The following is a 23,002-nucleotide window of genomic DNA, read 5'->3' as shown; positions in this document are numbered from 1 at the left end:
TCCTGAAATCGGCGGCTTACCGTCGTCCGCTGCGCAGCCGGTCACGAATTCCGCGGGCGGGCGATCCCGGACGTGACGGCCGCACGGCGATCCGGCAAGCTTTCGGCCCGGCTGTTTCTGGCCTGCCCAATTCCCGTTTCCAAGCTGCGCGATGACCGAGCCGACCCACTCCGCAGCCACGCCGGAACCGGCCGGCAGTCCCGATTTCCGCATCTGGCACTTCGCCACGGCGGTGTTCGACGAGCGCAGCCAGGAGCTGCGTGTTGCCGGCCGTCTGGCCGAGCTGGAGCGCAAGCCGACCGAGTTGCTCCGCCATTTGCTGCGCCACGCCGGCGAAGTGGTGACCCGCGATGAACTGCTCGAAGCGGTCTGGCCGGGCCGGATCGCGACCGAGGCCTCGCTGGCCAAGGCCGTCAGCCGGGTGCGTCAGGAACTCGGCGACAGCGAGCAGACGCTGATCCGCACCATCCACGGTTACGGCTACCGGCTGGTCGCCGACGTGCGGATCGAGCGCCCGGAGGTGGACCGCGAACGGACCCTGCCGCCCCGCTTCAACCTTCATCCCGGCATGGCCGTTCCCGAGCGGCCGCTATGGCAGCTGCGCGAACACCTGGCCAGCGGCGGGCAGGGCGAGGTTTGGCTTGCCGAGCAGCCGAAGAGTGGCGAACGCCGGGTGCTGAAGTTCGCCGTCGATGCCAGCGGCCTGCTGGCGCTGAAGCGCGAGATCACCTTGTACCGGCTGCTGCGCGAGGCGGTCGGGCCGGCGGCGCGCTGCGTGCGGCTGATCGACTGGAATCTGGAAACCGAGCCGTTCTTCACCGAATCCGAACACATCGGCGGCGGCAGCTTCATCGACTGGGCCGCCGCCCGCGGCGGGCTGGCGGCGGTGCCGCTGGCCGTGCGTCTGGAACTGCTCGCCCAGGCCGCCGAAGCGCTGGCCGCCGCGCACAGTGTCGGCGTACTGCATCGGGATCTGAAGCCGGCAAACCTGCTGATCGACGACAGCGATCCGGCAGCGCCGCAGGTGCGCCTGGCCGATCTCGGCAGCGGTGGCCTGGTCGAACCGGCGGCGCTCGATCGTTACGCGATCACCCGCGTCGGCCTGACCCAGTCACTGATCAGCAGCAGCGACGGCGGCACCCTGGCCTATCGCGCGCCGGAACTGCTCGCCGGCCAGCTGGCGACCGCGCGGGCGGATATCCACGCGCTCGGCGTCATGCTCTATCAATGCGCGGTCGGCGATTTCGCCCGGCCGATGGCGGTCGGCTGGGAAGCCGATATCGACGATCCGGTGCTGCGCGCCGACATCGCCCAGGCCGCGGCCGGCAATCCGGCGCTGCGCCTGGCCGATGCCACCGAATTCGCGCATCGCCTGCGCAGCCTCGATGCCCGTCGTACGCAGTGGCAGGACGACGAGGTACGCCGGGTTGTCGCCGAAGAGCAGCGCGTGGAAAACCAGCGGCTGAAGGCGCGGCGCTTCTGGCTGCGGGCGACGGTGACGGTGCTGCTGTTCGGCCTCGGCACCAGCCTGTGGCTGTACATCGACTCGCGCGCAGCAAGGCTCCGTGCCGAGCGGGCCGCCGATACCGCGCTGGCAGTCAGCGATTTCCTGAATCGCGATCTGCTCAGCAGCTTCAGTGCCGGTGAGGGATCGGTGCACGAGGTCGATCTCGGCAAGGTCTTCACCCAGGCCAGCAATCAGGTGGCGACCCGGCTCGCGGCCCAGCCGGAAGCCGCCGCCGAGGTGTACTCGTCATTGATCACGGCGTTTTCCGATACCGGGATCACCGCCGGTCTGCACGACACCCAGCAGCGGGCGCTGAAGCTGGTCGAGGATCTGCTGCCGATCGACCCGCCAAGGGCGGTGAGAGTGGCGGTGCTGCTGCTGCGAGCTTCCGATCAGGTGCTGCCGGCGATTTCCGGCGAGCACATCGGCCCGTGGAAGACGCTGGCGACGCTGGCAAAGACCCAGCTGCCCACCGGCGATCAGGGCCAGCTGATGCTGCGCAATGTCGAAGCCAATCTCGAATTCGATTTCGGCGATGCCCAGCGCGGTCTGGCACTCGAAGAGACGGTGGTTCGTGACGCTGTCCACTTCGAGCCGGATGTCGGCCGGCGCGCGAACTACCGCTGGTTCCTCGCCTGGATGCTGACCTTCGGTCCGCAGGGCAACCGGCTGGGCGAAGCGGAGCAGAGCCTGCGCGACGCCCTGGCAGACCTCGCCGCGCATCCGCCGCCGACCCGCCGTTCCGAGGCGGCGATGCGCAATCTGCTCGGCACCGTGCTGGCCCAGCAGCAGCGCTACGACGAGGGAGAGCGCGAGCTGCTGCAGGCCAAGGCGATCTATGCGGGACTGACCGGCGATCGCTCCAAGGATCTGATTGCCGTGCGGCAGGCGATCAGCGTGCTGCGCGAACGGCAGGGGCGCCACGCCGAGGCGGTGGCGATCCTCGAAGAGAACGAGCCGCTGTTCGCTTCCCTCAAGGGCGCGATGACCCTGGACCTGCTGCAGTTCCGCGCGGCCCTCGGCTACGCCTATGCCGGCGCCGGGCGCTACGAAGATGCGTCGCGCCTGCTCGGCGAGATCATCGACCGGGCGACGCAGCTCCTGGGCGGCGGCAACCCGGACGTGCGCCTGCTGCGGATCAGCCGCATCGAGCCGCTGGCACGCGCCGGCCACATCGCCGAGGCGCGGACGCTGCTGGCCGAGGTGCGTGCAGGCATCGGCGACGCGACCAACCCGGTATCGAACGAGCACCGGTTTCTGGCGCAGACCACGGAAGTCGACATCGCGTTCGCCGAGCAGAAGTTCGATCTCGCCCGAACGGCGCTAGCCCGCGCACGCCAGCTGTGCACCGACCTGCAGGGACCGGAAGGCCGCTGCATGCGCCGGGTCAACGAACGCGAAACGCGCCTGGGCAAGGCGGGCTGAGCGGCAAGCGAACGCGCTTGTCGGTGCCTCGTCCGGCCCCTGTGTCGGGGCCGGAAGTCTGCTGCTAGCGGCCGCCCTTCAGCGCATCTCGCTGCTTGCGCAGCACTTCGTACTCGGCTTCCAGTGCCCGCTGTTCGGCCACCGTCGTCGCGTATTCGGCCTTGCGTTCGGCGACATAGAGCAGGCCGGGTCCGTTGATCTTGTCGTGCTGGCTGCTGTCGGCTTTCTGCAGTGCCGCTTCGGCTGCGGCGAGTTCGTCCGGCACCCGTGCCGCCAGCGCCGGATCGCTGCGCAGGGTCAGCAGGCTGGCGCGGATGCGGGCGACGGCGGCGGTCGAAGGCTCGACGCCCTGCGCCGGCGCTTCCGCCGCTGGCGAGAACGTGGGCAGGCCATTCGATGCCAGCCTCAAGCCGCAGGCCGACAGCCCGAGCAGGCTGCCCAGCACGATCAGGGGCAGCTGATAGCGGGCCGGCTTCATGGCGTGCCTCCCGAGTTCGGCGATTGCAGCGCTTCGATGTCGCGCTTTAGCGACATGTTCAGTGCGGCCAGGCGGGAGCGCTCGGCGCGGGCGATGCCCAGTTCGGCATCGGCCTTGGCCTGGGCGGCATACCAGCGCGAGGTGATCTCGGTTTCCTTGTTGCCGCTGGCGGCGCGGGCACGGGCCAGATTGTCGCGGGCAGCCTTCCAGGACACCGAGTCGTAGTCGCTGATGCGGGCGCGTTCGGCGCGGGCGACGGCGGTTTCGGCATCGGCCAGCGATTCGCCGGGCTTGGCGTTGCGGCCGCTGCAGGCGGCCAGACTCAGCACCACCAGCAGCATCGCCGAGGCGACACCGAGGCGGCGGGAATGAAGTTGAGCGTTATCGATCATCGTTCGGTTCTTGTTGTGGTTCTAGGTTGCGCCGTTGTTGCCTGGGTCATCCGAATCAGCCTCTGCGCCGTAAACTCGCATGCATTGCACTGACCCGTGTATTTCGATCACTCGATCTGATGACTCCAGCATTCGCTGCAATCTCCGGCCTCGCCATCGTCGCCTTGGTACTCACCCTAGTCTGGGCGATTCAGCTGAAAACCCGCAATGCAGGCATGGTCGACCCGGTGTGGTCGTGGAGCCTGGGCTTCCTGGCCGTCTGGTACGCAAGTTTCGGGACCGCCCCGGTCGAGACCCGTTTGCTGCTCGGCGTGCTCGGCGGGCTCTGGGGCTTTCGCCTCGGCACCCATCTCTATTTCCGCAACGCCGGCAAGCCTGAAGACGCCCGTTACGCGAAGTTTCGCCGCGAATGGGGCGATTCGGTGAACCTGAAGATGTTCGGCTTCTTCCAGTTTCAGGCGCTGATCGCCTGGCTGCTGTCGGTCGGCTTTCTGGTCGTCGCGTTTCGCGATGGCAACGCCAGTGTCCCCTTGATGGCACTGGGCGTGGCGATCTGGGTCATCGCGGTCGCCGGTGAAGGCATCGCCGACTGGCAGATGGAACGCTTCAAGGCCGATCCCGCAACCAAGGGCCAGGTCTGCCAGCGCGGCCTGTGGCGCTACTCGCGACACCCGAACTATTTCTTCGAATCGATGCACTGGCTCGCCTATGTGCCGCTGGCGATCGGCACCGGCCTGTGGTGGGTGGCGATCATCCCCGCCGCGATCATGGCCTGGCTGCTGCTGAAGATGTCCGGCGTGCCGATCCTCGAAGCGCACATGGTCCAGTCGCGTCCCGCTTATGCCGACTACATGCGCACCACCAGCATGTTCATTCCCTGGCCGCCGAAGTCCTGAACCTGCGTTACCGCTGCCGTACTTCACTCCCCCACTGATTCCAGCATGAACGTCATCGATCTCTGCGAGAAAGGCCTGATTCCCGATTCCCTGTCGCGCTGGGGCATGCGGCAACTGATGAAGCGGCGGCTGGTCGACGAGGCGAACCAGGACGGCGAGGTGCGCAGCCAGCGCTACAACGCATTTCTCGACGAGCTGCGCGCCAGCCCGATCGCGGTCGAAACCGGCGCTGCCAACGAGCAGCACTACGAAGTGCCGGCGGCGTTCTTCCACGCCCATCTGGGGCCGCGGCTGAAGTATTCGTGCTGCCTGTATCCCACCGGCAACGAGACGCTCGGCGAAGCCAGCGACGCGATGCTGGCGCTGTACGCCGAGCGCGCCGAACTGCGCGATGGCATGCGCATCCTCGATCTCGGTTGCGGCTGGGGATCGTTGAGCCTGTGGCTGGCCGAGAAGTATCCGAATGCGCAGATCGTCGGCCTGTCGAATTCGCACGGCCAGCGCGAATACATTGAAGCGCGTGCCAAGGAGCGCGGCTTCGCCAACCTGACCATCATCACCGGCAACATCGTCAGCCACGAGTTTCCGGCGACGGCGCAGACCTCCGGCGCGCTGATCGACTCGGGCTTCGATCGAGTGATGTCGATCGAGATGTTCGAGCACATGAAGAACTACGGTCTGCTGCTGGAAAAGATCAGCCGCTGGATGAAGCCGGACGCCAAGCTGTTCGTGCACATCTTCGTCCACAAGCTGCTCGCCTATCACTTCGAGGTGAAGGGCGAGGACGACTGGATGTCCAAGTACTTCTTCACTGGCGGCACCATGCCGAGCGAAAACCTGCTTCTGAACTTCCAGGATCACGTGGCGCTGCAGCGCCAGTGGTGGGTCGACGGCCGGCACTACGAGAAGACCTCGAACCAGTGGCTGGCCGGCATGGACGCCCACAAGGACGAGATCCTGAAAATCTTCGAGGCCGGCTACGGCAAGCAGCAGGCGCCGATCTGGGTGCAGCGCTGGCGGATGTTCTACATGGCCGTGGCCGAACTGTTCGGCTATGCAGAGGGCAACGAATGGGGCGTCGGCCACTACCTGTTCACCAAGCGCTGAGCGTGACCAATAACTTCATGGCAGCGGAATTCGGCGTCGCCCGCGTGGTCCCACCAGCACTTACCCGGAAACCCTGCCTGTCATGAAAACCGTCGCTGCCTTGTTGCTCCTCGCGGTCGTGGCTACGGCTGCCGCTGCGCCGGTCGATCATCGTTTTCGGGGCTATGCCTACGATCTGAAAACCGACAAGTACCTGTACACCGAAGTGCATCGTCAGAAGCTCGACGGCACGCGCTGGATCGATGGCACGATCAATTACTTCGATCCGGCCGGCAACAAGATCGCCGCCAAGACGCTGGACCTGACCAAGGACCCGCTGATCCCGGTCTTCAAGCTGGAAATCTTCAAGGAGCACTACGTCGAAGCGATCACCGATGTCGAGGCCGATCGCTACACGATGCTGAAGACCTCGGACGGCAAGACCCAGACCAAGGTCATCACCAAGACCCCGGGCATGGGCGCGGATTCCGGCTTCCACAGCGCCATCGTCGCCAGCTTCGACAAGCTGCAGGCAGGCGAGACGATGAAGTTCCAGTTCGGCGTCGCCGGCCAGCTCGATACCTACAGTTTCCGCTGCAGGAAAGTCGGCGACACCAGCTTCGAAGGCAAGCCGGCGATCAAGCTGCTGGTGGAGCCGGATTCGCTGCTGCGGCTGTTCGTCGACAGACTCGATCTGACTTACGAAGTGAAAACACGGTATCTGCTCGAGTATCGCGGCGTCTCGAACATGCACGATCCGGCGACAGGCAAGGCCTACAATGTCCGCATCGTTTACACGGACACGCCGCCGAAAGATGCGCCTGCCAATCTTCCGCCGCTGGAATAAAGCCCTTCTAGTCTTCTTGCTGCTGGTCGCTGGTGCCTCGCGCGCCGGCGATAGCGATACCGCCGTCGAGGACGCCCTGAAGCTGGCCGCCTCGCGCCAGGCGCCGGTGATCGTCGATTTCTACGCGCCCTGGTGCTACTCCTGCTACTTCATGGCCAAGCACGTGAAGACCGGCCCGGAGTGGACGGCTCTGGAAAAGAAGGCCGTGATCGTCGAACTGGACGCCGACTCGCCGGCAGGCGCGCGCTGGATGCAGCAGTGGACGGTCAAGGGCCTGCCCAGCTACATCGTGCTCGACGCCACGGGCCAGGAACTCGGCCGCATTCCGCTGGAACGCACGCGCGCCCAGTTCTATCCCGAGATCGCCGCGATCATCGCGCGCGGCAGCGATCTCGATCAGCGCAAGCGCCAGGTCAAGGACGACGGCAAGGCTTCGCTGGTCGCCGCGCGCAGCGTGCTGCAGGCCTATGCCGCGCGGGCTGATGTCGACGGCGCCAATGACTGGTTGAACGGCTTGCCGGCTGCTGCGCGCAAGGCGGTCGATCAGGATGCCGACGCTGCGCTGTGGCAATCACGACTGGCTTTGCGCAAGGCGTCCGTTGCGAAGGACGCCGCTGCCTGTGCTGCCGCGGCGCCCGCCGTGCTGGCGGGCGAGCTGGGCTGCGAGCGCGCGTACGAACTCGACCGCGCGCTGCAATGCACCGCCAGCCTGCCGGCCGGCGAGCAGCAGAAGCTCTACGCCGCGCAGCAGCCGGTGATGAACGCCTTGCTCGCCAAGCGAGTGTTCATCGCCACGCCAAGCTGTGCCGATGCCCGCAGCCTGATCACCACGACCGCCGATCTTGCCGCCACGCTTGGCGACAAGCAGCGCGAGGCGGCCGTGCTCGATCAGGCGATCGCCGACGCCGAGCGTCGCCTCGGGGGCGCGAAGAAACTCGATCTCAAGCGCGACCGCAATCTCGCCGACAACCTGCGCCTGTACCTCGATCTCGCCAAGCGCTACGAAGCGCTGGATGCGCTGTTCCCGAAGCTCATTGCCGCTTACCCGGACGACTACGTCTACTCTTTCCGCTACGGCCGCAACCTGATCGAGCGCGGCGAGCCGGAGAAGGCGCTGCCCTGGCTCGCACAGGCGGCACCGAAGGCTTATGGCCTCAACCGGCTGACCGTTGCGCAGTACCGCGCCGACGCGCTGATCAAGCTCGGCCGTCGCGATGAAGCCAAGGTCGTCGTCGCCGAAGCGCTGAAAGCCAACGGCCCGTTCTTCCCCGAGCAGGTCGCCAAGCTCAAGGCCGCGGTTGGCTGAGCGCTCGCTTTTCCCTCAAGACTGCGCGTTTCTGCGCAGCAGCCATCGATACCTCTTCATCGCTGATCTTCATGAACCCTGAAACCATTGCCCGCCTGCTGATCCGCTGCGACGACAAGCCCGGCATCGTCGCCGCTGCGACCACTTTCCTGTACCACCACGGCGCCAACATCACCGAACTGGATCAGCACTCGACCAGCCCGTCCGATGGCCAGCTGTTCATGCGTCTGGAGTTCCAGACGCCGGCGATCGACCTGCCGCGCGCAGCGCTCGAGCGGGCCTTCGCCGACACCGTCGCTGCCCAGTACCAGATGAATTGGCGGATGAGCTACGCGGCCGACAAGCCGCGCCTGGCGATCCTGGTGTCCGCGCACGATCACGCGGCGATGGAACTGCTGTGGCGCTGGCAGCGCGGCGAGCTGCGTGTCGACATTCCCTGCGTGATCTCCAATCACGAAGCACTGCGCAAGGCCGTGGAAGGTTTCGGCGTGCCGTTCCATCACGTGCCGTTCGAGACGGCGACGCGCGCCGAGAGCGAAGCGGCAATGCAGAAGCTGCTGGTCGAGGCCAAGGCCGATTTCATCGTGCTGGCGCGCTACATGCGAATCTTGAGCGGCGACTTCGCAGCCGCCTGGCCGTCGAAGATCATCAACATCCACCACTCGTTCCTGCCGGCGTTTGTCGGCGCCGATCCGTATCGCCAAGCCTACGAGCGCGGCGTCAAGATCATCGGTGCGACGGCCCATTACGTCACCGCCGATCTCGATCAGGGCCCGATCATCGAGCAGGACGTGGCCCGCGTGTCGCACTCCGAAGGCATCGACGAACTGCGCCGCCTCGGCCGCGATCTCGAACGTCAGGTGCTGGCGCGCGCGGTGCGCTGGCATGTCGAGGACCGGATCATCGTCGATGGCAACAAGACCGTGGTGTTCAACTAGTGGCCAGCGTGGCGGCAAAAGCCGCGGACCTTTTCTCGAAGCTGATGTACAGCAACGCGACCGTGTTCCGCCGCGCAATGAACCTGTACCGGCCATTCCTCGGCGCCGGCATCCAGATCAGCCATGTCTCGAAGGATTTCCGCGAGATCGACGTGGTGCTGAAGAAGCTGCCGGGCAACGGCAATGCCTTCGGCACGCACTTCGGCGGCAGCCTGTACGCGATGGTCGACCCGTTCTATGTGCTGATGTTCGTCGCCGTACTCGGGGAGGGCTACCTGGTCTGGGACAAGGCGGCGCGCATCGAGTTCGTACGGCCGGGCAAGGGCACGGTCAGTGCGAAATTCCGCTTGAGCGAGGCCGATATCGCGGCTGCCAGGGAAGCGACCGCAAGCGGTGCCAAGTATCTGCCGCTGTTCCAGGTCGAAGTGCTCGATGCCAAGGGCGAGCTGGTCGCCAAAGTCGAGAAAGAGCTGTACATACGCCGCAAGCCGGAGCGGAAGGCCAAGCCTGCTGCCTGACGAAGCTGCACGAAAAAAGCCCTGTTTCCAGGGCTTTTTTGCTGGTTCAGCTCAAGCTTAATCTTCCCAGTAGACCTTGGTCTTGCGATCCGCTTCGAGCTTGCCGAGCAGTTCCAGATAGCGCTTCTCGATCTCGTTGCGCCGCACTTTCATGGTCGGCGTCATCAGGCTGTTGTCGATCGTCCAGGCATCCTTGGTGACGACGATCTTGCAGATTTCCTCGTGCGGCTCCAGGGTCGCGTTGACCGATTTCATCGTCGCGACCAGCCCGGCCTCGATCTGCTCACGCGGCAGCTTGCGGGCATCGGCGTTCAGCGACAGCACCAGCATCGGCTGGTACAGGCCGGTGCCGACCAGACACATCTGCTCGACCGCCGTATTGGTGCCGAACTTGCCCTCGATCGGTGCCGGGCTGACGTACTTGCCCTTCAGCGTCTTGAAGATTTCCTTGACGCGGCCGGTGATGAACAGATAGCCGTCGCTGTCGATGTGGCCCTTGTCGCCGGTGCGCAGCCAGCCATCGGCGGTGAACAGTTCGGCGGTCTTCTCCGGATCCTTGTAGTAGCCCGGCGTGTTGCCCGGATGCTTGCACTGGATCTCGCCGTCTTCGGCGATGCGCAGGCCGGCGTCGACATAGGGCTTGCCGATCGAGCCGACCTTGTTCTGGCCGGGCAGATTGAGACTGGCGTAGATCGAGTTCTCGGTCATGCCGTAGCCCTGCAGCACGTCGATGCCGAGCTTGGCGAACCATTCGATGATCGGCCGCGGCAACGGCGCTGCGCCGGAGATCACCAGCCAGGCGCGATCGAGCCCCAAGCCCTTGCGGATCTTGCGGCGGATGAAGCCGGAGACGATCGGAATCGACAGCAGCCGATTGATCTTGGCCTGCGGCAGCTTCTTCAGGATGCCGCCCTGGACGCGGCTGTAGACCAGCGGCACGCCGTAGAAGCGGGTCGGGCGGACCATCGCCAGGGTCTGCGGCAGCTTTTCCAGTTCTTCGAGGAAATGCACCTGCGCAGGCAGATAGAGGCTGGCGGTCTCGACCGCGCCACGCTCGAAGGCATGGGCCAGCGGCAGATAGGACAGGAAGTGCTCGCCACTGGCGACCGGCGGCTGATCACGCAGCACACCGGCAACGGTGAACGCCAGATTGGCCGCGGTGATGATCACGCCCTTCGGATTGCCGGTGGTGCCGGAGGTATAGATCAGGCTCCAGACCTCATCCGCTCCGCGCTCCACCGGCGTCGCCAGGGGCTTGTTGGCCGCGATCAGCTGATCCCAGTTCTGCGCGCACTCGGCAACGCCGGGATAGGGCAGCGCGATGCGGACGACCTCGGCCGGCAGGGCGCCGAGAAAGCCGGCGGCATCGGGCATCGGGCCGATGAACGCGGCCTTGATGCCGGCATGGCCGGCGATGAAGCGGACGGCGTCTTCGCTCTGCTTCGGATACAGGCCAACGCCGATCAGGCCGGCGAGGCCGCAGGCGAAATCGGCCATGAACCAGTGCGCGTTGTTCATGCCGGTGAGGCCGACGGCATCGCCCGGCTTCAGGCCCATCGCGATCAAGGCCGAGGCCATGCGCCGGGCCTGCTCGGCCACTTCGCCCCAGGTGTAGCTGCGCCAGACGCCGTTCACCGGCTGATGCAGATAGGGCTCGTTCGGCGTTTCGGCAGCACGCTTGAGGAGCTGTTGCACCGGGTTCGGCAGCTGGGACATGAGGTTTCTCGCGGTTGGGTACAGTTGTGCGCGCAGATGCTAACAAACGGATCAAGCTGACGTTTCGGGCACAAATCGCCAGCGCGGGCCGACTCCGGGCGCTGGCTGTGACGAGCAGGTGATCCATGAAACCATGTGGCTCGACCTGCCTGCCCGACTCTGGAAGTCCTGATGAAAAAGCTGTTGCTCGCCGTGCTGCTGAGCGTTGCGCTCGCGCTGCTGTTTCTGTGGCTCAAGCCGACCAACGTCGATCCGGTGGCCTGGATGGCGCCGGTCGCGCCGAAGCTCGAAGGCCCGTATGCGCCTAACACGATCCTGAAAGATGCGCAGCGCTTGCTGGTCGATGTCGGCCGTGGTCCGGAAGGTGTCGCCGTCGATGCCAGTGGCGCGGTCTATGTCGGCTACGAAGACGGCCGCATCGTGCGCCTGGCGCCGGAAGGCGAGCGCTATCGCGAAGTCGCCAACACGGGCGGTCGGCCGCTGGGCATCGTTGCCGAGGCCGATGGCAGCCTGCTGGTGGCCGACTCGGGGAGGGGCCTGCTGAGCATCGATCCGAATGGCGTGATCATTCCGCTGAGCAAGAGCGCCGGCGGTGTGCCGCTGGGCTTCACCGATGACGTCGATCACCTTGCCGGCGACACGCTGGCGTTCTTCACCGACGCGTCGACCAAGTTCCCGAACCCGTATTACCTGCTCGACATGTTCGAACATCGCCCGCACGGCCGGGTGATCGTGCAAGACCTCGCCAAGCAGCAGTCCGCGGTGTTGTTCGAAGACCTGTACTTCGCCAACGGCATCGCCGTCGGCCCTGATGGCGAGTGGCTGCTGGTGGCCGAGACCGGCGCCTATCGGATCACCCGCTTCTGGTTGAAGGGACCGAAGGCCGGCACTCGCGAAGTGTTCGCCGACAACCTGCCGGGCTTCCCGGACAACCTCAGCTTCAACGGCCGTGATCGCGTCTGGGTCGCGTTGCCCAGCGTTCGTGATCCGGCGCTCGATGGCTTGAGCCAATGGCCGGCCGTTCGCAGGATGCTGGCCAATCTGCCGGTGCCGATCCAGAACCTGCTCGGCATTCACGGCACCCCGCATGCGTTCGTGCTCGGCTTCGATCTCGACGGCAAGCTGATCGCCAATCTGCAGTACCAGGCCGACGATGCCTACGCGCCGATCATGAGTGTCGAAGAACACGGGCCGTGGCTCTACTTCGGCTCGCTATCAGAGTCTTCGATCGCACGCCTGCCGCTCCAATTCGCAGTCCCCGGCAGCGATGCACCACCGCCAGGTTGGGAGCAGACGCCGACCCAACCGACGCTTTCCGACGAGCGCTGAAATGGACGCCATGTCGACCGCTTCCGGATGACATGTCGAGCCTTCGTTAAACAGCTTGTGTAGCCTTTCACAAGACCTTCACAAAGCATTTTTCTGCACCTCGCTGGCCCACGGATTGCGTTGTTGCAATTGGTCTTTTTCACTCGTATACGTAGTCGACCAAGTCTGATTCCAGTTCGGAACAGAGGCGGTTGGTATCGCCTGTCAACACGGTGAAAGCCCGGAACAGGCGGTCGACAACTAACGGCTAATGCCGGACGACGCTGCCCCGCGAGCAGCGCCGCAAGCGAGAGGAGATGACAGCGATGACTCACGATCCCGTGAACGTGGTGGCGTGCCCGCGTGCGTCGTTCAGGCCGAAGACTCCAGTAGTAGTCATGGCAGCTGCCATGACGCTACTGGCAGCGCTCCCGGCTTCCGCATTCCAATTCGAGCTCGGCCCGATCCAGGGCAATCTCGACAACACCATTTCCTACGGCGCGCTGTGGCGCGCGCAGGGACGCTCCGACAGTCTCGTCGGCATCGCCAACGGCGGCTCTGCACGTTCGGTGAACGGTGATGATGGCGATCTGAATTACGACGCTGGCGACATCGTCAACCAGGTTTTCCGTGCTACTCACGAATTGGAGTTGAAGTACGGCAGCGACCTCAGCCTGTTCGTTCGCGGCTCCGAGTTCTTCGATCTTCAGGTCGCCCAGGATCTCGACAATTTCGGTGGCCGCGGTCGTGACCGCCTGCAGATGCAGTACGAACTTCTCGACGCCTTCCTCAGCTTCAGCAGCAAGCCGTTCGGCAATCGCAGCACCAACATCCGCATCGGCAACCAGGTGATCAACTGGGGCGAGTCGACGTTCATCCAGAACGGCATCAACGCCACCAACCCGCTCGACATCCTGCGCCTGCGCGCACCGGGTGCGGAACTGCGCGAAGCGCTGCGACCGACGCCGATGCTGTCGTTCTCGCAGGAGCTGACCGACGCGGTGACGCTGGAAGCCTACGTCCAGGCCCGTTTCGACAACTTCCTGCTCGACCCGCGCGGCTCCTACTTCTCGACCACCGACATCGCCAGCGATGATGGCAATCGCGCCGTGGTGACCTTCGGCCGTCGCGATGACGATTTCAGCGGCAACCCGATCCCGCCGAACAGTCCGGCCTATCCGACCACCCAGCAGCTTGGCCTCGGGCCGTTCGATCCGGCGGCCAGTGTCTGGGTGGGCCGCACCGGTGTCCGCGATCGTCCGAACGGCTTCGGCCAGTTCGGTGTCGCCACGCGCTACCTGGCCGACTGGCTCGGCTCCACCGAGTTCGGTGCCTACTACCTGCGCTATCACTCGCGGGTGCCGCTGGTTTCGGCGCTGAAGTCGACGCACCCCAATCCTGGCAGCGGTACCACCTCGATCCTGACGCCGACGCCGCTCGGCGCTGCCACTGGTCAGAATGGCAGCGCCGCATACTTCCTCGAGTACCCGAAAAACATCGATCTGTTCGGGCTGTCGTTCAACACCCAGTTGCCGAACGGCATGGCGCTGCAGGGCGAGTACACCTATCGCCCGAATCTGCCCTTGCAGCGCGGTGCCACCGAACTGCTGATCGCCGCACTCAACCTGCCGTCGAATTTCGCGCCCAATCCGGCCGATATCGCCGCCGGTGCCGAGATCCGCGGCTGGCAGCGCGTCAAGGCGCACCAGATCCAGACCACCGCGACGCAAGTGGTGCCGACCGTCCTCGGCGCGCAGCAACTCGCGCTGGTCGGCGAGGTGGGCTACACCTTCCTCGATCTGCCCAGCGGCGTTTTGTTCGATGGCCCGGGCACGGCGCTGCCGGCGCTGCAGGCCTCAGCCAATGCGGCGGCCGGCGGTTCGATCCAGCAGGGCGGCTATGCAACCCAGAGTTCCTGGGGTTATCGCGCCGTGGCCCGCCTGGATTACCTGAGCCTGATCGGTGCCATCAACGTGTCGCCGCGCGCGGTGTTCTCGCATGACGTCAAGGGTGTCAGCCCGACCTTCAACGAAGGCGCGCAGGCGGCCACGGTCGGCGTCAACTTCAACTACCAGCAGGTCTACACGGTGGACGTCTCGTACACCTCGTTCTTCGGCGGCCGCAATTACTGCGGCGCCGACGATCAGACCAACCCGGCGCTGGCCGGCAGCAACGGTGCCGCCGCGGGTCAGCGGGCCGATTACTGCACGGCAGCCAATCCTCTGAAGGATCGCGATTTCATCGCCCTGACGATGACCTACGCGTTCTGAAGACCAGGAGCCCCGACATGAAAAGAACCATGAAACTGACTCGTATCACCACGCCTTTCGTCGCTATCGCATTCGCTGCGACGACCGCGTTTTCGGCCTCGGCCCAGCAGCTGACCGTGATGGGCGCCGATGAAGGCGCCAACCCGGCTGGCACCATTCCGGCCTGGACCGGCGAAGTCCTCAAGGCACCGGCCGGCTTCAAGCCGGGCATCCTCTATCCGGATCCGTTTGCTTCGGAAAAGCCGACCCTGGTCATCACTCCCGCCAACGCCGAAGAGCACAAGGCCAACCTGACCCCCGGCCAGCTGGCGACGTTCAAGAAGTACCCGACCTACAAGATCAACGTCTATCCGACGCATCGCACCGGCGTCTATCCGAAGGGCTACTACGACGAGACCAAAGGCAATGCCGGCAAGTCGAAGCTGTCCGACTCCGGCAACGGCGTGCTCGGCACCAACGGCGGCCTGCCGTTCCCGACACCGAAAAACGGCAACGAAGCGATCTGGAATGCGCTGACCCGCTATCGCGGCGAAACCTACGAGACCGACAACGTCCAGCTGGCCGTGACCCGTGGCGGCGATTACACGCCGGTGCGTTTCCAGTACCAGCTGGACTTCCAGTTCGGTTCGCTGAACAAGAAGCCGTCCGAGCGTACCGACAATCTGCTGTTCTACTTCCTGCAGCGCATCGTGGCGCCGGCGCGTCTCGCCGGTTCGGTGCTGCTGGTGCATGAGCCGCTGGATCAGACCAAGGTGTTCCGCTCGGCCTGGACCTACAACCCGGGCCAGCGCCGCGTGCGTCAGGCGCCGAACGTCGCTTACGACAACCCGGGCACGGCGGCCGATGGCCTGCGTACCAATGATGATTTCAACATCTTCAATGGTGCGACCGATCGCTACGATTTCGAGCTGGTCGGCAAGAAGGAAATCTACATTCCGTACAACAGCTACAAGCTGTCGAGCGGCGCCAAGCTGGACGACATCACCCGCCCGGGCCATCTCAATCCCGATCTGGTGCGCAACGAGCTGCACCGCGTCTGGGTGGTCGATTCCAAGCTGAAGAAAGGCACCTCTCATCTTTATGCGCGGCGCACCTTCTATCTCGACGAAGACACCTGGACGCCGGTGCTGGTCGACAAGTACGACGGCCGCGGCGAGCTGTTCCGCACCGGCGAATACCACTCGATCCAGCTCTGGGACGTGCCGATGACCTTCGGCACCGTCGAAGTGCACAGCGATCTGCAGTCGGGCCGCTACCTGGCGCTTGGCGTGCGCACCGGCGACGACAAGATGTACGCGCCATCGAAGCTCACCGCTGCCGATTTCACGCCGGCATCGTTGCGCGAATCGGGCGTCCGCTGATCGGCTTTGAACAAGCCCTCGCTGCATTGATGACCAGGGCCGACGGGCATCCCGCCGGCCCTGTTCGTTTCAACCTTCAATGAACAAGAGAGAACGTCGATGCGCAAGCCGCAACGATTGATCCTGGCCGGACTGCTTGGCGCCAGCGCGCTGATCGCAGTCCTGCAAGTGACGGCGCAGGAATCGGCCACAGCTGTACCTGCAGTGCTGTCGATGGCCGGCCCGGTCGCCAAAACCACGGTGGAAAGACTGCTGCTGAACGACGCGACGCGCGCCGGCAAGCGCATCGTCGCCGTCGGCGAACATGGCTATGCGATCACCTCGGATGACGAAGGCGCGAGCTGGCAGCGCGGCGCCGGCCTGCGCCGGACCATGCTGACCGGTGTCCGCTTCGCCGACGACAAGACCGGCTGGGTCATCGGTCACGACGGCCTGATTGCTGCGACCACCGACGGTGGCGCGAACTGGAAGGAACAGCGCTTCGCGCCTGCGGAAGAAGAACCGCTGCTCGGCGTCTACGCGCGCGATGCGTCGAATGCGATTGCGGTCGGTGCCTATGGGCTTTATCTGGAAACCAGGGACGGCGGCGCCACCTGGACCGACCGCAAGATCACGGAAGGAGAAGACGATCGCCACCTCAACGCAATCACCGCGTTCGGCAACGGCAAGCTGGCGATCGTCGGCGAATCCGGCAGCCTGCTGATCTCCACCGATGCCGGTGCCACCTGGACCGCCGCGAAGCCGCCGTACGAAGGCTCCTACTTCGGCGCGCTGGCGATCGGCAGCGAAGGCTTGATGATCTTCGGCCTGCGTGGCCAGGCCTTCGTCAGCAGCGATGCCGGCGCCAGCTGGACTGCCGCCGAAGGCTCCGGCCCGGTGACCTTGCTCGGTGGCGGCGTTGGTGTCGATGGCAGCGTGACCTTGGTCGGCTCCGCCGGAACGGCGCGCATCAGCCGCGATGCCGGCAAGAGCTTCGTGCCGCTGGCACCCGCCAAGGTCGCCGCGTACTCGACGGCGCTGCCGCTCGATGCCACGCACGCGCTGCTGTTCGGTGAAGCCGGCACCAGCGTCCTCGAACTTGCAGGAGCTGCCAAATGACGCCGACGCCGCGCAAGACCACGGCCGATCTGCCGCGCATCGAAGGGCCGCTCGGCAGCCTGATCCAGGGCCTGTCGAACCTGCTGTTCAACCATCGCGGCCTGATGCTCGCCATCTTTGCGGCCCTCACCGTGTTCCTCGCCTGGTCGGCGAGCGGGCTGAAGGTGGATGCCGGCTTCAAGAAGATGATCCCGCTCGAACATCCGTACATGAAGACGTTCACGGACTACGAGCAGACCTTCGGCGGTGCCAATCGCATCATCGTCGCGCTGATCCGCGAGCCGGTGGAAGGCCAGACCACGACGATCTTCGACAAGGCCTTCATGGCCGATCTCAAGGCCGCGACCGACGACCTGTTCTATATCAAGGGTGTCGATCGCCCGACCGTGCAATCGCTGTTCACGCCGAACGTGCGTTTCATCGAGATTGTCGAAGGCGGCTTCGCCGGCGGCAACGTCATCCCGGCCACTTTCCAGGGTGAGCCGGAAGATCTCGAAACCGTGCGTCGCAACGTGCAGAAGGCTGGGCTCGTCGGCCGTCTGGTTTCCAACGATCTGCATGGCGCGCTGATCCGAGCCGATCTGCTCGATGTCGATCCGGAAACCGGCGAGAAGCTGAACTATCCGCGCATCGCCGCCGAGCTTGAAACGCTGCGCGCGAAGTATCAGAAGGACGGCATCACGGTGCACATCATCGGCTTCGCGAAAGCCGTGGGTGACATCACCGATGGTGCGAAGGGCGTCATCGCCTTCTTCCTGATCGCCTTCGTGATCACTGCACTCTTGCTGCTCTGGTACACCAAGTCCGCCAAGCTGACCGGTGTGGCATTGGTCTGCGCGCTGCTGCCGGTGCTGTGGCTGCTGGGCAGCTTGCCGCTGGCCGGTTACGGCATCGATCCGCTGTCGATCCTGGTGCCGTTCCTGATCTTCTCGATCGGCTGCAGTCACGCCGTGCAGATGACCAATGCCTGGAAGGACGCGATCGCCGACGGCTTCGATTCCACCGATGCCTCGCGCTTTGCGTTCTCGCAGCTGTTCATTCCGGGGACGCTGGCGCTGGTTACCAACGCGCTCGGCTTCCTGGTGATCATGCTGATCGAGATCGACATCGTTCGCGAGCTGGGCATCACCGCCACGCTTGGCGTCAGCTTGATGATCGTCACCAACAAGATGGTGCTGCCGATCCTGCTGACCTATCTGCGCATCGATCAGAAGACGCTCGATGCCAAGCAGGCGCAGGAGAAAAGCTTCGAGCCGATCTGGCGCGCCTGCTCGCATTTCGCCGAACGCCGCACCGCGGTCTGGGCGATTGCCGGCAGCGTCGTGCTGCTGGTCGTCGGCTTCGCGCTGGCGCGCGGGCAGAAGGTTGGCGATCTCGGCTCGGGCCTGCCGGAGTTGCGTGAGGATTCCCGCTACAACCGCGACAACGCGGCGATCACCAACAACTTCAAGATCGGCGTCGACGTCATCTCGATCGTTGTCCAGACCCACGACATCGATGGCGCCTGCACCGATCACCGGGTGATGGATGCGATGGACGCGTTCGAGTGGAAGATGAAGAACGTGGCCGGCATCGCCAGCGCGATTTCGCTGCCGGGCATGGCCAAGATCGTCAACGCCGGCTTCAACGAAGGCTCCTTGCGCTGGCGCGTGCTGGCGCGTAATCGCGATGTGCTTGCCCAAGCGGTGACACCGATCGATACCGGCACCGGCCTGCTGAACTCGGACTGTTCGGCAATGCAGATGCTGTTCTTCACCAGCGATCACCAGGGCGAAACGCTGGCCCACATCGTGCAGTCGGTGAAGGACTGGAACCTCGAGTTTCATTCGCCGGCCAGCGAGTTCAAGGCAATCGCGCCGCTGGTCGAGTTCAAGCTGGCTTCCGGCAATGCCGGCGTCATGGCGGCGACCAATGAAGCGGTCGAGGAAGCGGACAAGCACGAACTGGCCGCGATCTTCGGCGCCATCACCCTGATGTGCCTGCTGACCTTCCGCTCGTTCGGCGCAACCTTGTGCATCATCCTCCCGCTGGCGCTGGTATCGCTGCTGAACAACGCGTTGATGGCGGCGCTCGGCATCGGCCTGAAGGTATCGACCCTGCCGGTGGTCGCGCTCGGCGTCGGTGTCGGTGTCGACTACGGCATCTACCTTTACGACCGCATCGAAGTGCACCTGCACCATGGCAAGCGGCTTACCGAAGCCTTCTTCATCGCGCTCAAGGAACGCGGCGCGGCGGCGGCGTTCACCGCGGTGACGATGAGCCTGGGTGTCGCAACCTGGGCGTTCTCGGCGCTGAAGTTCCAGGCCGACATGGGCTTGCTGCTGAGCTTCATGTTCCTGGTCAACATGCTCGGCGCGCTGATCTTGCTGCCGTCCTTGCTGGCCTTTTTCGTCAAGGCGAAGAAGGCTTGATCGACCCTGCCTTCGACGTTCCATTCACAGCGGCGCGCGTTCGCGGATAATCCGCGTCCGCCATGAGCCTCGCCCCGAACCGTCCTGCCGTCATCGCCTTGCCGTCGCCGGCCAGGCTGCGGTCAGCGATTGCGACCGAGGGCTATGCCTTCGTCGCCGGTGCGGCGATGCAGGGCGCGCTGCTGTCCGCCGGTTCGCTGGCCGACTGGGCCGAGTTCAGCGGCAGCTGGAATGATCTCGCGCTCGATGCGTTCATGGCCGATGGCGGCCGTTATCGCAGGCGCCGTCATGCGGTTTACGCGATCGAAGCCGGCGGCACGCTAGTGCGCGAGGCGCATCAACCGCACTGGCAGGGTCTGGAATACAACCCGCTGAACGGCGGCATCGCGCGCTGGTTCGAGCCGGTCACCGATGCGATCGGCGCGGGTGCCAGTCTGGGCACCCTCCTGCGCTGGTGCGCTGGCCTGTTCGGACGGCTGTCGCCAGAGGTCGCGAACTGGAAAGTCGAAGTCCACCAGTTCCGCATCGAAGCCGGCCCCGGCATCGCCGGCCAGCCAACACCGGAAGGCGCGCACCGTGATGGCGTCGATCACGTGCTGGTGCTGATGATCCGTCGCCAGAACATCGCCGAAGGCACCACGACGATCATCGATGCCGGCGGCAACACGCTCGGCAGCTTCACCCTGACCGATGCCTTCGACGCCGCGCTCGTCGACGACGCCCGCGTACGCCACGGCGTGACGCCGGTCGAAGCGCTGGACCCGAGCCAGCCGGCTTATCGTGACGTGCTGGTGGTGACGTTCAAGCGGCGCTGAGGCGGTCGCGGGTCAAGAAAAAGCCCGCTGGCCTTGCGGGCAGCGGGCTTGTTTCAACGGGATGCCGTTACTTCCAGGCACTCGCATCTTTCACGACGACATTGAAGCCATCGGCAATCTCGGCCAGCGCCGTGTCGTGCACCTGCGAGGCCGGAATGCTGCCGCCGAGCGCGCCCGGCAAAGACCGCGTCGCGCAGGCATCGGCAACGACTGTCGCGCGATAGCCGTGATCGAACGCCGAGCGGGCGGTGGCGGAGATGCACATGTGGGTCATCGCGCCGGCGATGATCACTTCGGTGCGGCCGCTGGCTTTCAGCTGATCGTCGAGGCCGGTGGCGGTGAAGCAGTTCGGGTAGTTCTTCTCGATCACCGCTTCGCCGGTGATCGGCTTCACCGAATCGATCAGGCCGAAGTAGGGGCCGGTGGGATCGAAGATCGGCGCGCCGGGGCCGGTCTTGTGCTGGAAGTGGAACACCGGCACGCCGTTGGCGCGCGCGAGGCTCAGCAGCTTCTTCGTCTCGGTCAACGCGCGGTCGAGCTGATCGAGCGGCAGCGCGCCGCTCTGGTATTCGTTCTGCAGATCGATCACCAGCAACGCGGAACTGGCCAGCGGTGACGGCGTCAGCGGGGCACCGGCAATCTGGGTGAGGGTGCGCGGTTCAGCCATGTCTCATCTCCTCGTTATTGTTTGAACAGCGAGACTGCGTTCAGACCAGATCAGTGTGCTGCGGCACCGGCTGACCTTCATCGAAGAACGCCATCGATACCGAGTTCAGGCAGTAGCGCTGGCCGCTCGGCTTGGGGCCGTCGTTGAACACGTGGCCGAGGTGGCCGTCGCAGCGCTGGCAGCGCACTTCGGTGCGGATCATGCCGTAGCTGCGATCGGTGATGCTGCGGATGTGCGCCGGATCGAAGGGCTCGAAGAAGCTCGGCCAGCCGGTGCCGGAATCGAACTTGGTGTTCGAGCGGAACAGCGGCAGGCCGCACAGGCGGCAGGCGTAGGTGCCGGCCTTCTTGTTGTCGGTGAACTGGCCGCAGAAGGCGCGCTCGGTGCCGTGCTCAAGCAGCACGCGATGCTCTTCGGCAGTCAGCGATTGCGCCAGCTCGGTCTTCAGCGCCGGGCTGATCGGACGCAGGTCATAGCCGCTGGCGGATGGCGGGACCGGCGGATTGACGATGACGGGTTCTGGTTTGGCCATGATTGATTTCCAAAGAGGATTATTTGCGGACGTAGTCGGCGAACTTGTGTTCGAGCTTGTCGACCTTCGGCAGCGCCACGCCGGCGATGTACGGTTGGCCAGGATTTCGCACCGCGTAATTCTGGTGATAGACCTCGGCGGTGAAGAACTTCTCCAGCGGCACCAGCGCGGTGACGATAGGGCTGCGGAACACTTTCGCGGCTTCGAGCTGGGCGATGTAGGCGGCGGCCACGTCACGCTCGGCCTCATCGTGGAAGAAGATCGCCGAGCGGTACTGACGGCCGCGGTCATTGCCCTGGCGGTCGAGCGTGGTCGGATCGTGGGCCACCGCGAACAGCACCTTGAGCAGCGCGCCGTAGCTGATCACGGCCGGGTCGTAGACGATCTTGACGACTTCGGCATGGTCGGTGCGGCCGGTGCAGACCGCTTCGTAGTTGGCGCTGTCGGCATTGCCGCCGGCATAGCCGGAAATCACTTCGGAAACGCCATCGAGGCGCTCGAACACCGCTTCCACGCACCAGAAGCAACCGGCCGCGAAGACTGCTTCCTGCGCGCCGTCGGTGGTCGGGCCCAGGTCGCGGGCAGGGTCGGGGAAGCCGGAGTGGTCGGCGCGTCGTGCGGCAGCAGGAAGATCACAGACGATGTTCATCAGGGGCTCTCCATGAGGGCTGAATCAGGGCCTGATCGGCAGTCGTCGCAAGGCGACACGGCCGGGCCGAAGGGCAGCCAGGTAGCGAGGCTGCGAATCATGCGCCAATCGTCGCGGAACAGCCGGTGCCGCGTCTGCACCGAGCCGTTCCGGATTCATGGCTGATCGTTCACGCAGCGCGAGCCACGCCAGCAGGTGCGGCTGCATCCTGGCCGGACTTGCGCTGGATGAATTCGATCTTGTAACCATCCGGGTCTTCGACGAAGGCGATCACCGTGGTGCCGTGCTTCATCGGCCCGGCTTCGCGCACCACCTTGCCGCCGCGCGCCTTGACCATGTCGCAGGCCTGATAGGCATCCGCCACTTCGAGCGCGACGTGGCCATAGGCGTTGCCCAGCTCGTAACTCTTGGTATCCCAGTTGTGGGTCAGCTCCAGCTCGGCGCCCAGCTGCACGCCGTCGACGCGATCTTCAGCGCCGAGAAACGCCAGGGTGAAACGGCCTTCCGGATAGTCGCGACGCGAGATCAGCTTCAGGCCGAGCACGTCCTGATAGAACTGGATCGAGCGGTCGAGATCGCCGACTCGGAGCATCGTGTGCAGGATTTTCATGGGTCACTCCCGGATGACTGCCAGATGAGGGCAAGGTGGGGCAGCCGCAGGTGAATGCAAGGCAGCGGAGCCTGCGGGCCGAAGCTGGATGTTACCGTTCGGTACGAAGCAGTGGAGCTTCGTCTGACCGGATTCCGCCAAGGACGTTCCGTCGTTGCCACCGGCTTGCTTA

General features: G+C 64.9%; 20 protein-coding genes. 13 read left to right on the top strand and 7 right to left on the bottom strand.

The window, feature by feature from the left end; genetic code table 11:
* Positions 1-151: 151 nt before the first annotated feature.
* On the top strand, positions 152-2,932 hold the full coding sequence (locus tag G513_RS25180) for a protein kinase domain-containing protein (protein ID WP_022978319.1): 2,781 nt from the start codon (positions 152-154) through the stop codon (positions 2,930-2,932).
* 64 nt (positions 2,933-2,996) lie between these two features.
* Here G513_RS25180 and G513_RS0118305 read toward each other — a convergent pair whose 3' ends face one another.
* Positions 2,997-3,410 carry a DUF4398 domain-containing protein gene (locus G513_RS0118305; protein WP_022978318.1) on the bottom strand — a complete coding sequence of 138 codons (414 nt, stop codon included), beginning with the start codon at positions 3,408-3,410 and terminating at the stop codon, positions 2,997-2,999.
* Complete coding sequence (locus G513_RS0118300; RefSeq protein WP_084711619.1) at positions 3,407-3,802, bottom strand: DUF4398 domain-containing protein; 396 nt, start codon at positions 3,800-3,802, stop codon at positions 3,407-3,409. Before G513_RS0118300 ends, G513_RS0118305 begins: the two co-directional genes overlap by 4 nt.
* A 119-nt stretch (positions 3,803-3,921) precedes the next feature.
* Here G513_RS0118300 and G513_RS0118295 point away from each other — a divergent pair, with 119 nt between their 5' ends.
* From G513_RS0118295 to G513_RS0118270, 6 genes are all read left to right on the top strand, one after another.
* The gene (locus G513_RS0118295) at positions 3,922-4,698 is read left to right on the top strand and encodes a DUF1295 domain-containing protein (protein ID WP_022978316.1); all 777 of its coding nucleotides are present in this window, start codon (positions 3,922-3,924) and stop codon (positions 4,696-4,698) included.
* 45 nt (positions 4,699-4,743) lie between these two features.
* A complete protein-coding gene (locus G513_RS0118290) occupies positions 4,744-5,805 on the top strand; it encodes an SAM-dependent methyltransferase (RefSeq protein ID WP_022978315.1) in 1,062 nt (353 codons plus the stop codon).
* Positions 5,806-5,887: 82 nt separating this feature from the next.
* On the top strand, positions 5,888-6,631 hold the full coding sequence (locus G513_RS0118285) for a hypothetical protein (RefSeq protein ID WP_022978314.1): 744 nt from the start codon (positions 5,888-5,890) through the stop codon (positions 6,629-6,631).
* Between the two features lie 16 nt (positions 6,632-6,647).
* Positions 6,648-7,937: a thioredoxin fold domain-containing protein gene (locus tag G513_RS0118280; RefSeq protein WP_022978313.1), complete on the top strand. Its 1,290-nt coding sequence runs from the start codon at positions 6,648-6,650 to the stop codon at positions 7,935-7,937.
* Between the two features lie 71 nt (positions 7,938-8,008).
* Positions 8,009-8,875, top strand: coding sequence for a formyltetrahydrofolate deformylase (gene purU, locus G513_RS0118275; RefSeq protein WP_022978312.1), 867 nt, complete (start codon positions 8,009-8,011; stop codon positions 8,873-8,875).
* Between the two features lie 44 nt (positions 8,876-8,919).
* Positions 8,920-9,393, top strand: a complete 474-nt coding sequence (locus tag G513_RS0118270; RefSeq protein WP_028475735.1) for a DUF4442 domain-containing protein — start codon at positions 8,920-8,922, stop codon at positions 9,391-9,393.
* A 57-nt stretch (positions 9,394-9,450) separates the two neighbouring features.
* On the opposite strand, the gene G513_RS0118265 is transcribed toward G513_RS0118270, so the two are convergent.
* Entirely contained in the window at positions 9,451-11,109 is a 1,659-nt protein-coding gene (locus G513_RS0118265) for an AMP-binding protein (RefSeq protein ID WP_022978310.1), read from the bottom strand.
* A 171-nt stretch (positions 11,110-11,280) separates the two neighbouring features.
* On the opposite strand from G513_RS0118265, the gene G513_RS23975 reads away from it, so the two are divergent.
* From G513_RS23975 to G513_RS0118235, 6 genes are all read left to right on the top strand, one after another.
* Positions 11,281-12,438 carry an SMP-30/gluconolactonase/LRE family protein gene (locus G513_RS23975; protein ID WP_022978309.1) on the top strand — a complete coding sequence of 386 codons (1,158 nt, stop codon included), beginning with the start codon at positions 11,281-11,283 and terminating at the stop codon, positions 12,436-12,438.
* A 377-nt stretch (positions 12,439-12,815) separates the two neighbouring features.
* Positions 12,816-14,687: a DUF1302 domain-containing protein gene (locus tag G513_RS0118255; protein ID WP_051144496.1), complete on the top strand. Its 1,872-nt coding sequence runs from the start codon at positions 12,816-12,818 to the stop codon at positions 14,685-14,687.
* 29 nt (positions 14,688-14,716) lie between these two features.
* Complete coding sequence (locus tag G513_RS0118250; RefSeq protein WP_022978307.1) at positions 14,717-16,048, top strand: DUF1329 domain-containing protein; 1,332 nt, start codon at positions 14,717-14,719, stop codon at positions 16,046-16,048.
* Between the two features lie 99 nt (positions 16,049-16,147).
* Positions 16,148-17,146, top strand: a complete 999-nt coding sequence (locus G513_RS23970) for a WD40/YVTN/BNR-like repeat-containing protein (protein ID WP_022978306.1) — start codon at positions 16,148-16,150, stop codon at positions 17,144-17,146.
* Positions 17,143-19,557 carry an efflux RND transporter permease subunit gene (locus tag G513_RS0118240; protein ID WP_022978305.1) on the top strand — a complete coding sequence of 805 codons (2,415 nt, stop codon included), beginning with the start codon at positions 17,143-17,145 and terminating at the stop codon, positions 19,555-19,557. The genes G513_RS23970 and G513_RS0118240 overlap by 4 nt, the downstream gene beginning before the upstream one ends.
* Before the next feature lie 62 nt (positions 19,558-19,619).
* Positions 19,620-20,372, top strand: coding sequence for a 2OG-Fe dioxygenase family protein (locus G513_RS0118235; protein WP_022978304.1), 753 nt, complete (start codon positions 19,620-19,622; stop codon positions 20,370-20,372).
* A gap of 67 nt (positions 20,373-20,439) precedes the next feature.
* Here the strand turns inward: G513_RS0118235 and G513_RS0118230 are convergent, their stop codons facing one another.
* The 4 genes from G513_RS0118230 to gloA form a co-directional block, all read right to left on the bottom strand.
* Positions 20,440-21,039, bottom strand: a complete 600-nt coding sequence (locus G513_RS0118230; protein ID WP_022978303.1) for a cysteine hydrolase family protein — start codon at positions 21,037-21,039, stop codon at positions 20,440-20,442.
* 40 nt (positions 21,040-21,079) lie between these two features.
* A complete protein-coding gene (msrB, locus tag G513_RS0118225) occupies positions 21,080-21,571 on the bottom strand; it encodes a peptide-methionine (R)-S-oxide reductase MsrB (RefSeq protein WP_022978302.1) in 492 nt (163 codons plus the stop codon).
* A 19-nt stretch (positions 21,572-21,590) separates the two neighbouring features.
* Positions 21,591-22,220, bottom strand: coding sequence for a peptide-methionine (S)-S-oxide reductase MsrA (gene msrA / locus G513_RS0118220; RefSeq protein WP_022978301.1), 630 nt, complete (start codon positions 22,218-22,220; stop codon positions 21,591-21,593).
* A 169-nt stretch (positions 22,221-22,389) separates the two neighbouring features.
* A complete protein-coding gene (gloA, locus tag G513_RS0118215) occupies positions 22,390-22,830 on the bottom strand; it encodes a lactoylglutathione lyase (RefSeq protein ID WP_022978300.1) in 441 nt (146 codons plus the stop codon).
* Positions 22,831-23,002: the final 172 nt, after the last annotated feature.

The sequence above is a fragment of the Nevskia ramosa DSM 11499 genome (genome assembly GCF_000420645.1).
Taxonomy (GTDB): Bacteria; Pseudomonadota; Gammaproteobacteria; order Nevskiales; family Nevskiaceae; genus Nevskia; species Nevskia ramosa.
Note: the sequence above shows the minus strand (reverse complement) of the source record. Positions and strands in the feature narration are given on the sequence as shown.

Bases quoted from the DNA above. Each gene is read 5' to 3' on its own strand.
- G513_RS25180 (WP_022978319.1), top strand. From the start codon at position 152: ATGACCGAGCCGACCCACTCCGCAGCCACGCCGGAACCGGCCGGCAGT.
- G513_RS0118305 (WP_022978318.1), bottom strand. From the start codon at position 3,410: ATGAAGCCGGCCCGCTATCAGCTGCCCCTGATCGTGCTGGGCAGCCTG.
- G513_RS0118300 (WP_084711619.1), bottom strand. From the start codon at position 3,802: ATGATCGATAACGCTCAACTTCATTCCCGCCGCCTCGGTGTCGCCTCG.
- G513_RS0118295 (WP_022978316.1), top strand. From the start codon at position 3,922: ATGACTCCAGCATTCGCTGCAATCTCCGGCCTCGCCATCGTCGCCTTG.
- G513_RS0118290 (WP_022978315.1), top strand. From the start codon at position 4,744: ATGAACGTCATCGATCTCTGCGAGAAAGGCCTGATTCCCGATTCCCTG.
- G513_RS0118285 (WP_022978314.1), top strand. From the start codon at position 5,888: ATGAAAACCGTCGCTGCCTTGTTGCTCCTCGCGGTCGTGGCTACGGCT.
- purU (WP_022978312.1), top strand. From the start codon at position 8,009: ATGAACCCTGAAACCATTGCCCGCCTGCTGATCCGCTGCGACGACAAG.
- G513_RS0118270 (WP_028475735.1), top strand. From the start codon at position 8,920: ATGTACAGCAACGCGACCGTGTTCCGCCGCGCAATGAACCTGTACCGG.
- G513_RS0118265 (WP_022978310.1), bottom strand. From the start codon at position 11,109: ATGTCCCAGCTGCCGAACCCGGTGCAACAGCTCCTCAAGCGTGCTGCC.
- G513_RS23975 (WP_022978309.1), top strand. From the start codon at position 11,281: ATGAAAAAGCTGTTGCTCGCCGTGCTGCTGAGCGTTGCGCTCGCGCTG.
- G513_RS0118255 (WP_051144496.1), top strand. From the start codon at position 12,816: ATGGCAGCTGCCATGACGCTACTGGCAGCGCTCCCGGCTTCCGCATTC.
- G513_RS0118250 (WP_022978307.1), top strand. From the start codon at position 14,717: ATGAAACTGACTCGTATCACCACGCCTTTCGTCGCTATCGCATTCGCT.
- G513_RS23970 (WP_022978306.1), top strand. From the start codon at position 16,148: ATGCGCAAGCCGCAACGATTGATCCTGGCCGGACTGCTTGGCGCCAGC.
- G513_RS0118240 (WP_022978305.1), top strand. From the start codon at position 17,143: ATGACGCCGACGCCGCGCAAGACCACGGCCGATCTGCCGCGCATCGAA.
- G513_RS0118235 (WP_022978304.1), top strand. From the start codon at position 19,620: ATGAGCCTCGCCCCGAACCGTCCTGCCGTCATCGCCTTGCCGTCGCCG.
- G513_RS0118230 (WP_022978303.1), bottom strand. From the start codon at position 21,039: ATGGCTGAACCGCGCACCCTCACCCAGATTGCCGGTGCCCCGCTGACG.
- msrB (WP_022978302.1), bottom strand. From the start codon at position 21,571: ATGGCCAAACCAGAACCCGTCATCGTCAATCCGCCGGTCCCGCCATCC.
- msrA (WP_022978301.1), bottom strand. From the start codon at position 22,220: ATGAACATCGTCTGTGATCTTCCTGCTGCCGCACGACGCGCCGACCAC.
- gloA (WP_022978300.1), bottom strand. From the start codon at position 22,830: ATGAAAATCCTGCACACGATGCTCCGAGTCGGCGATCTCGACCGCTCG.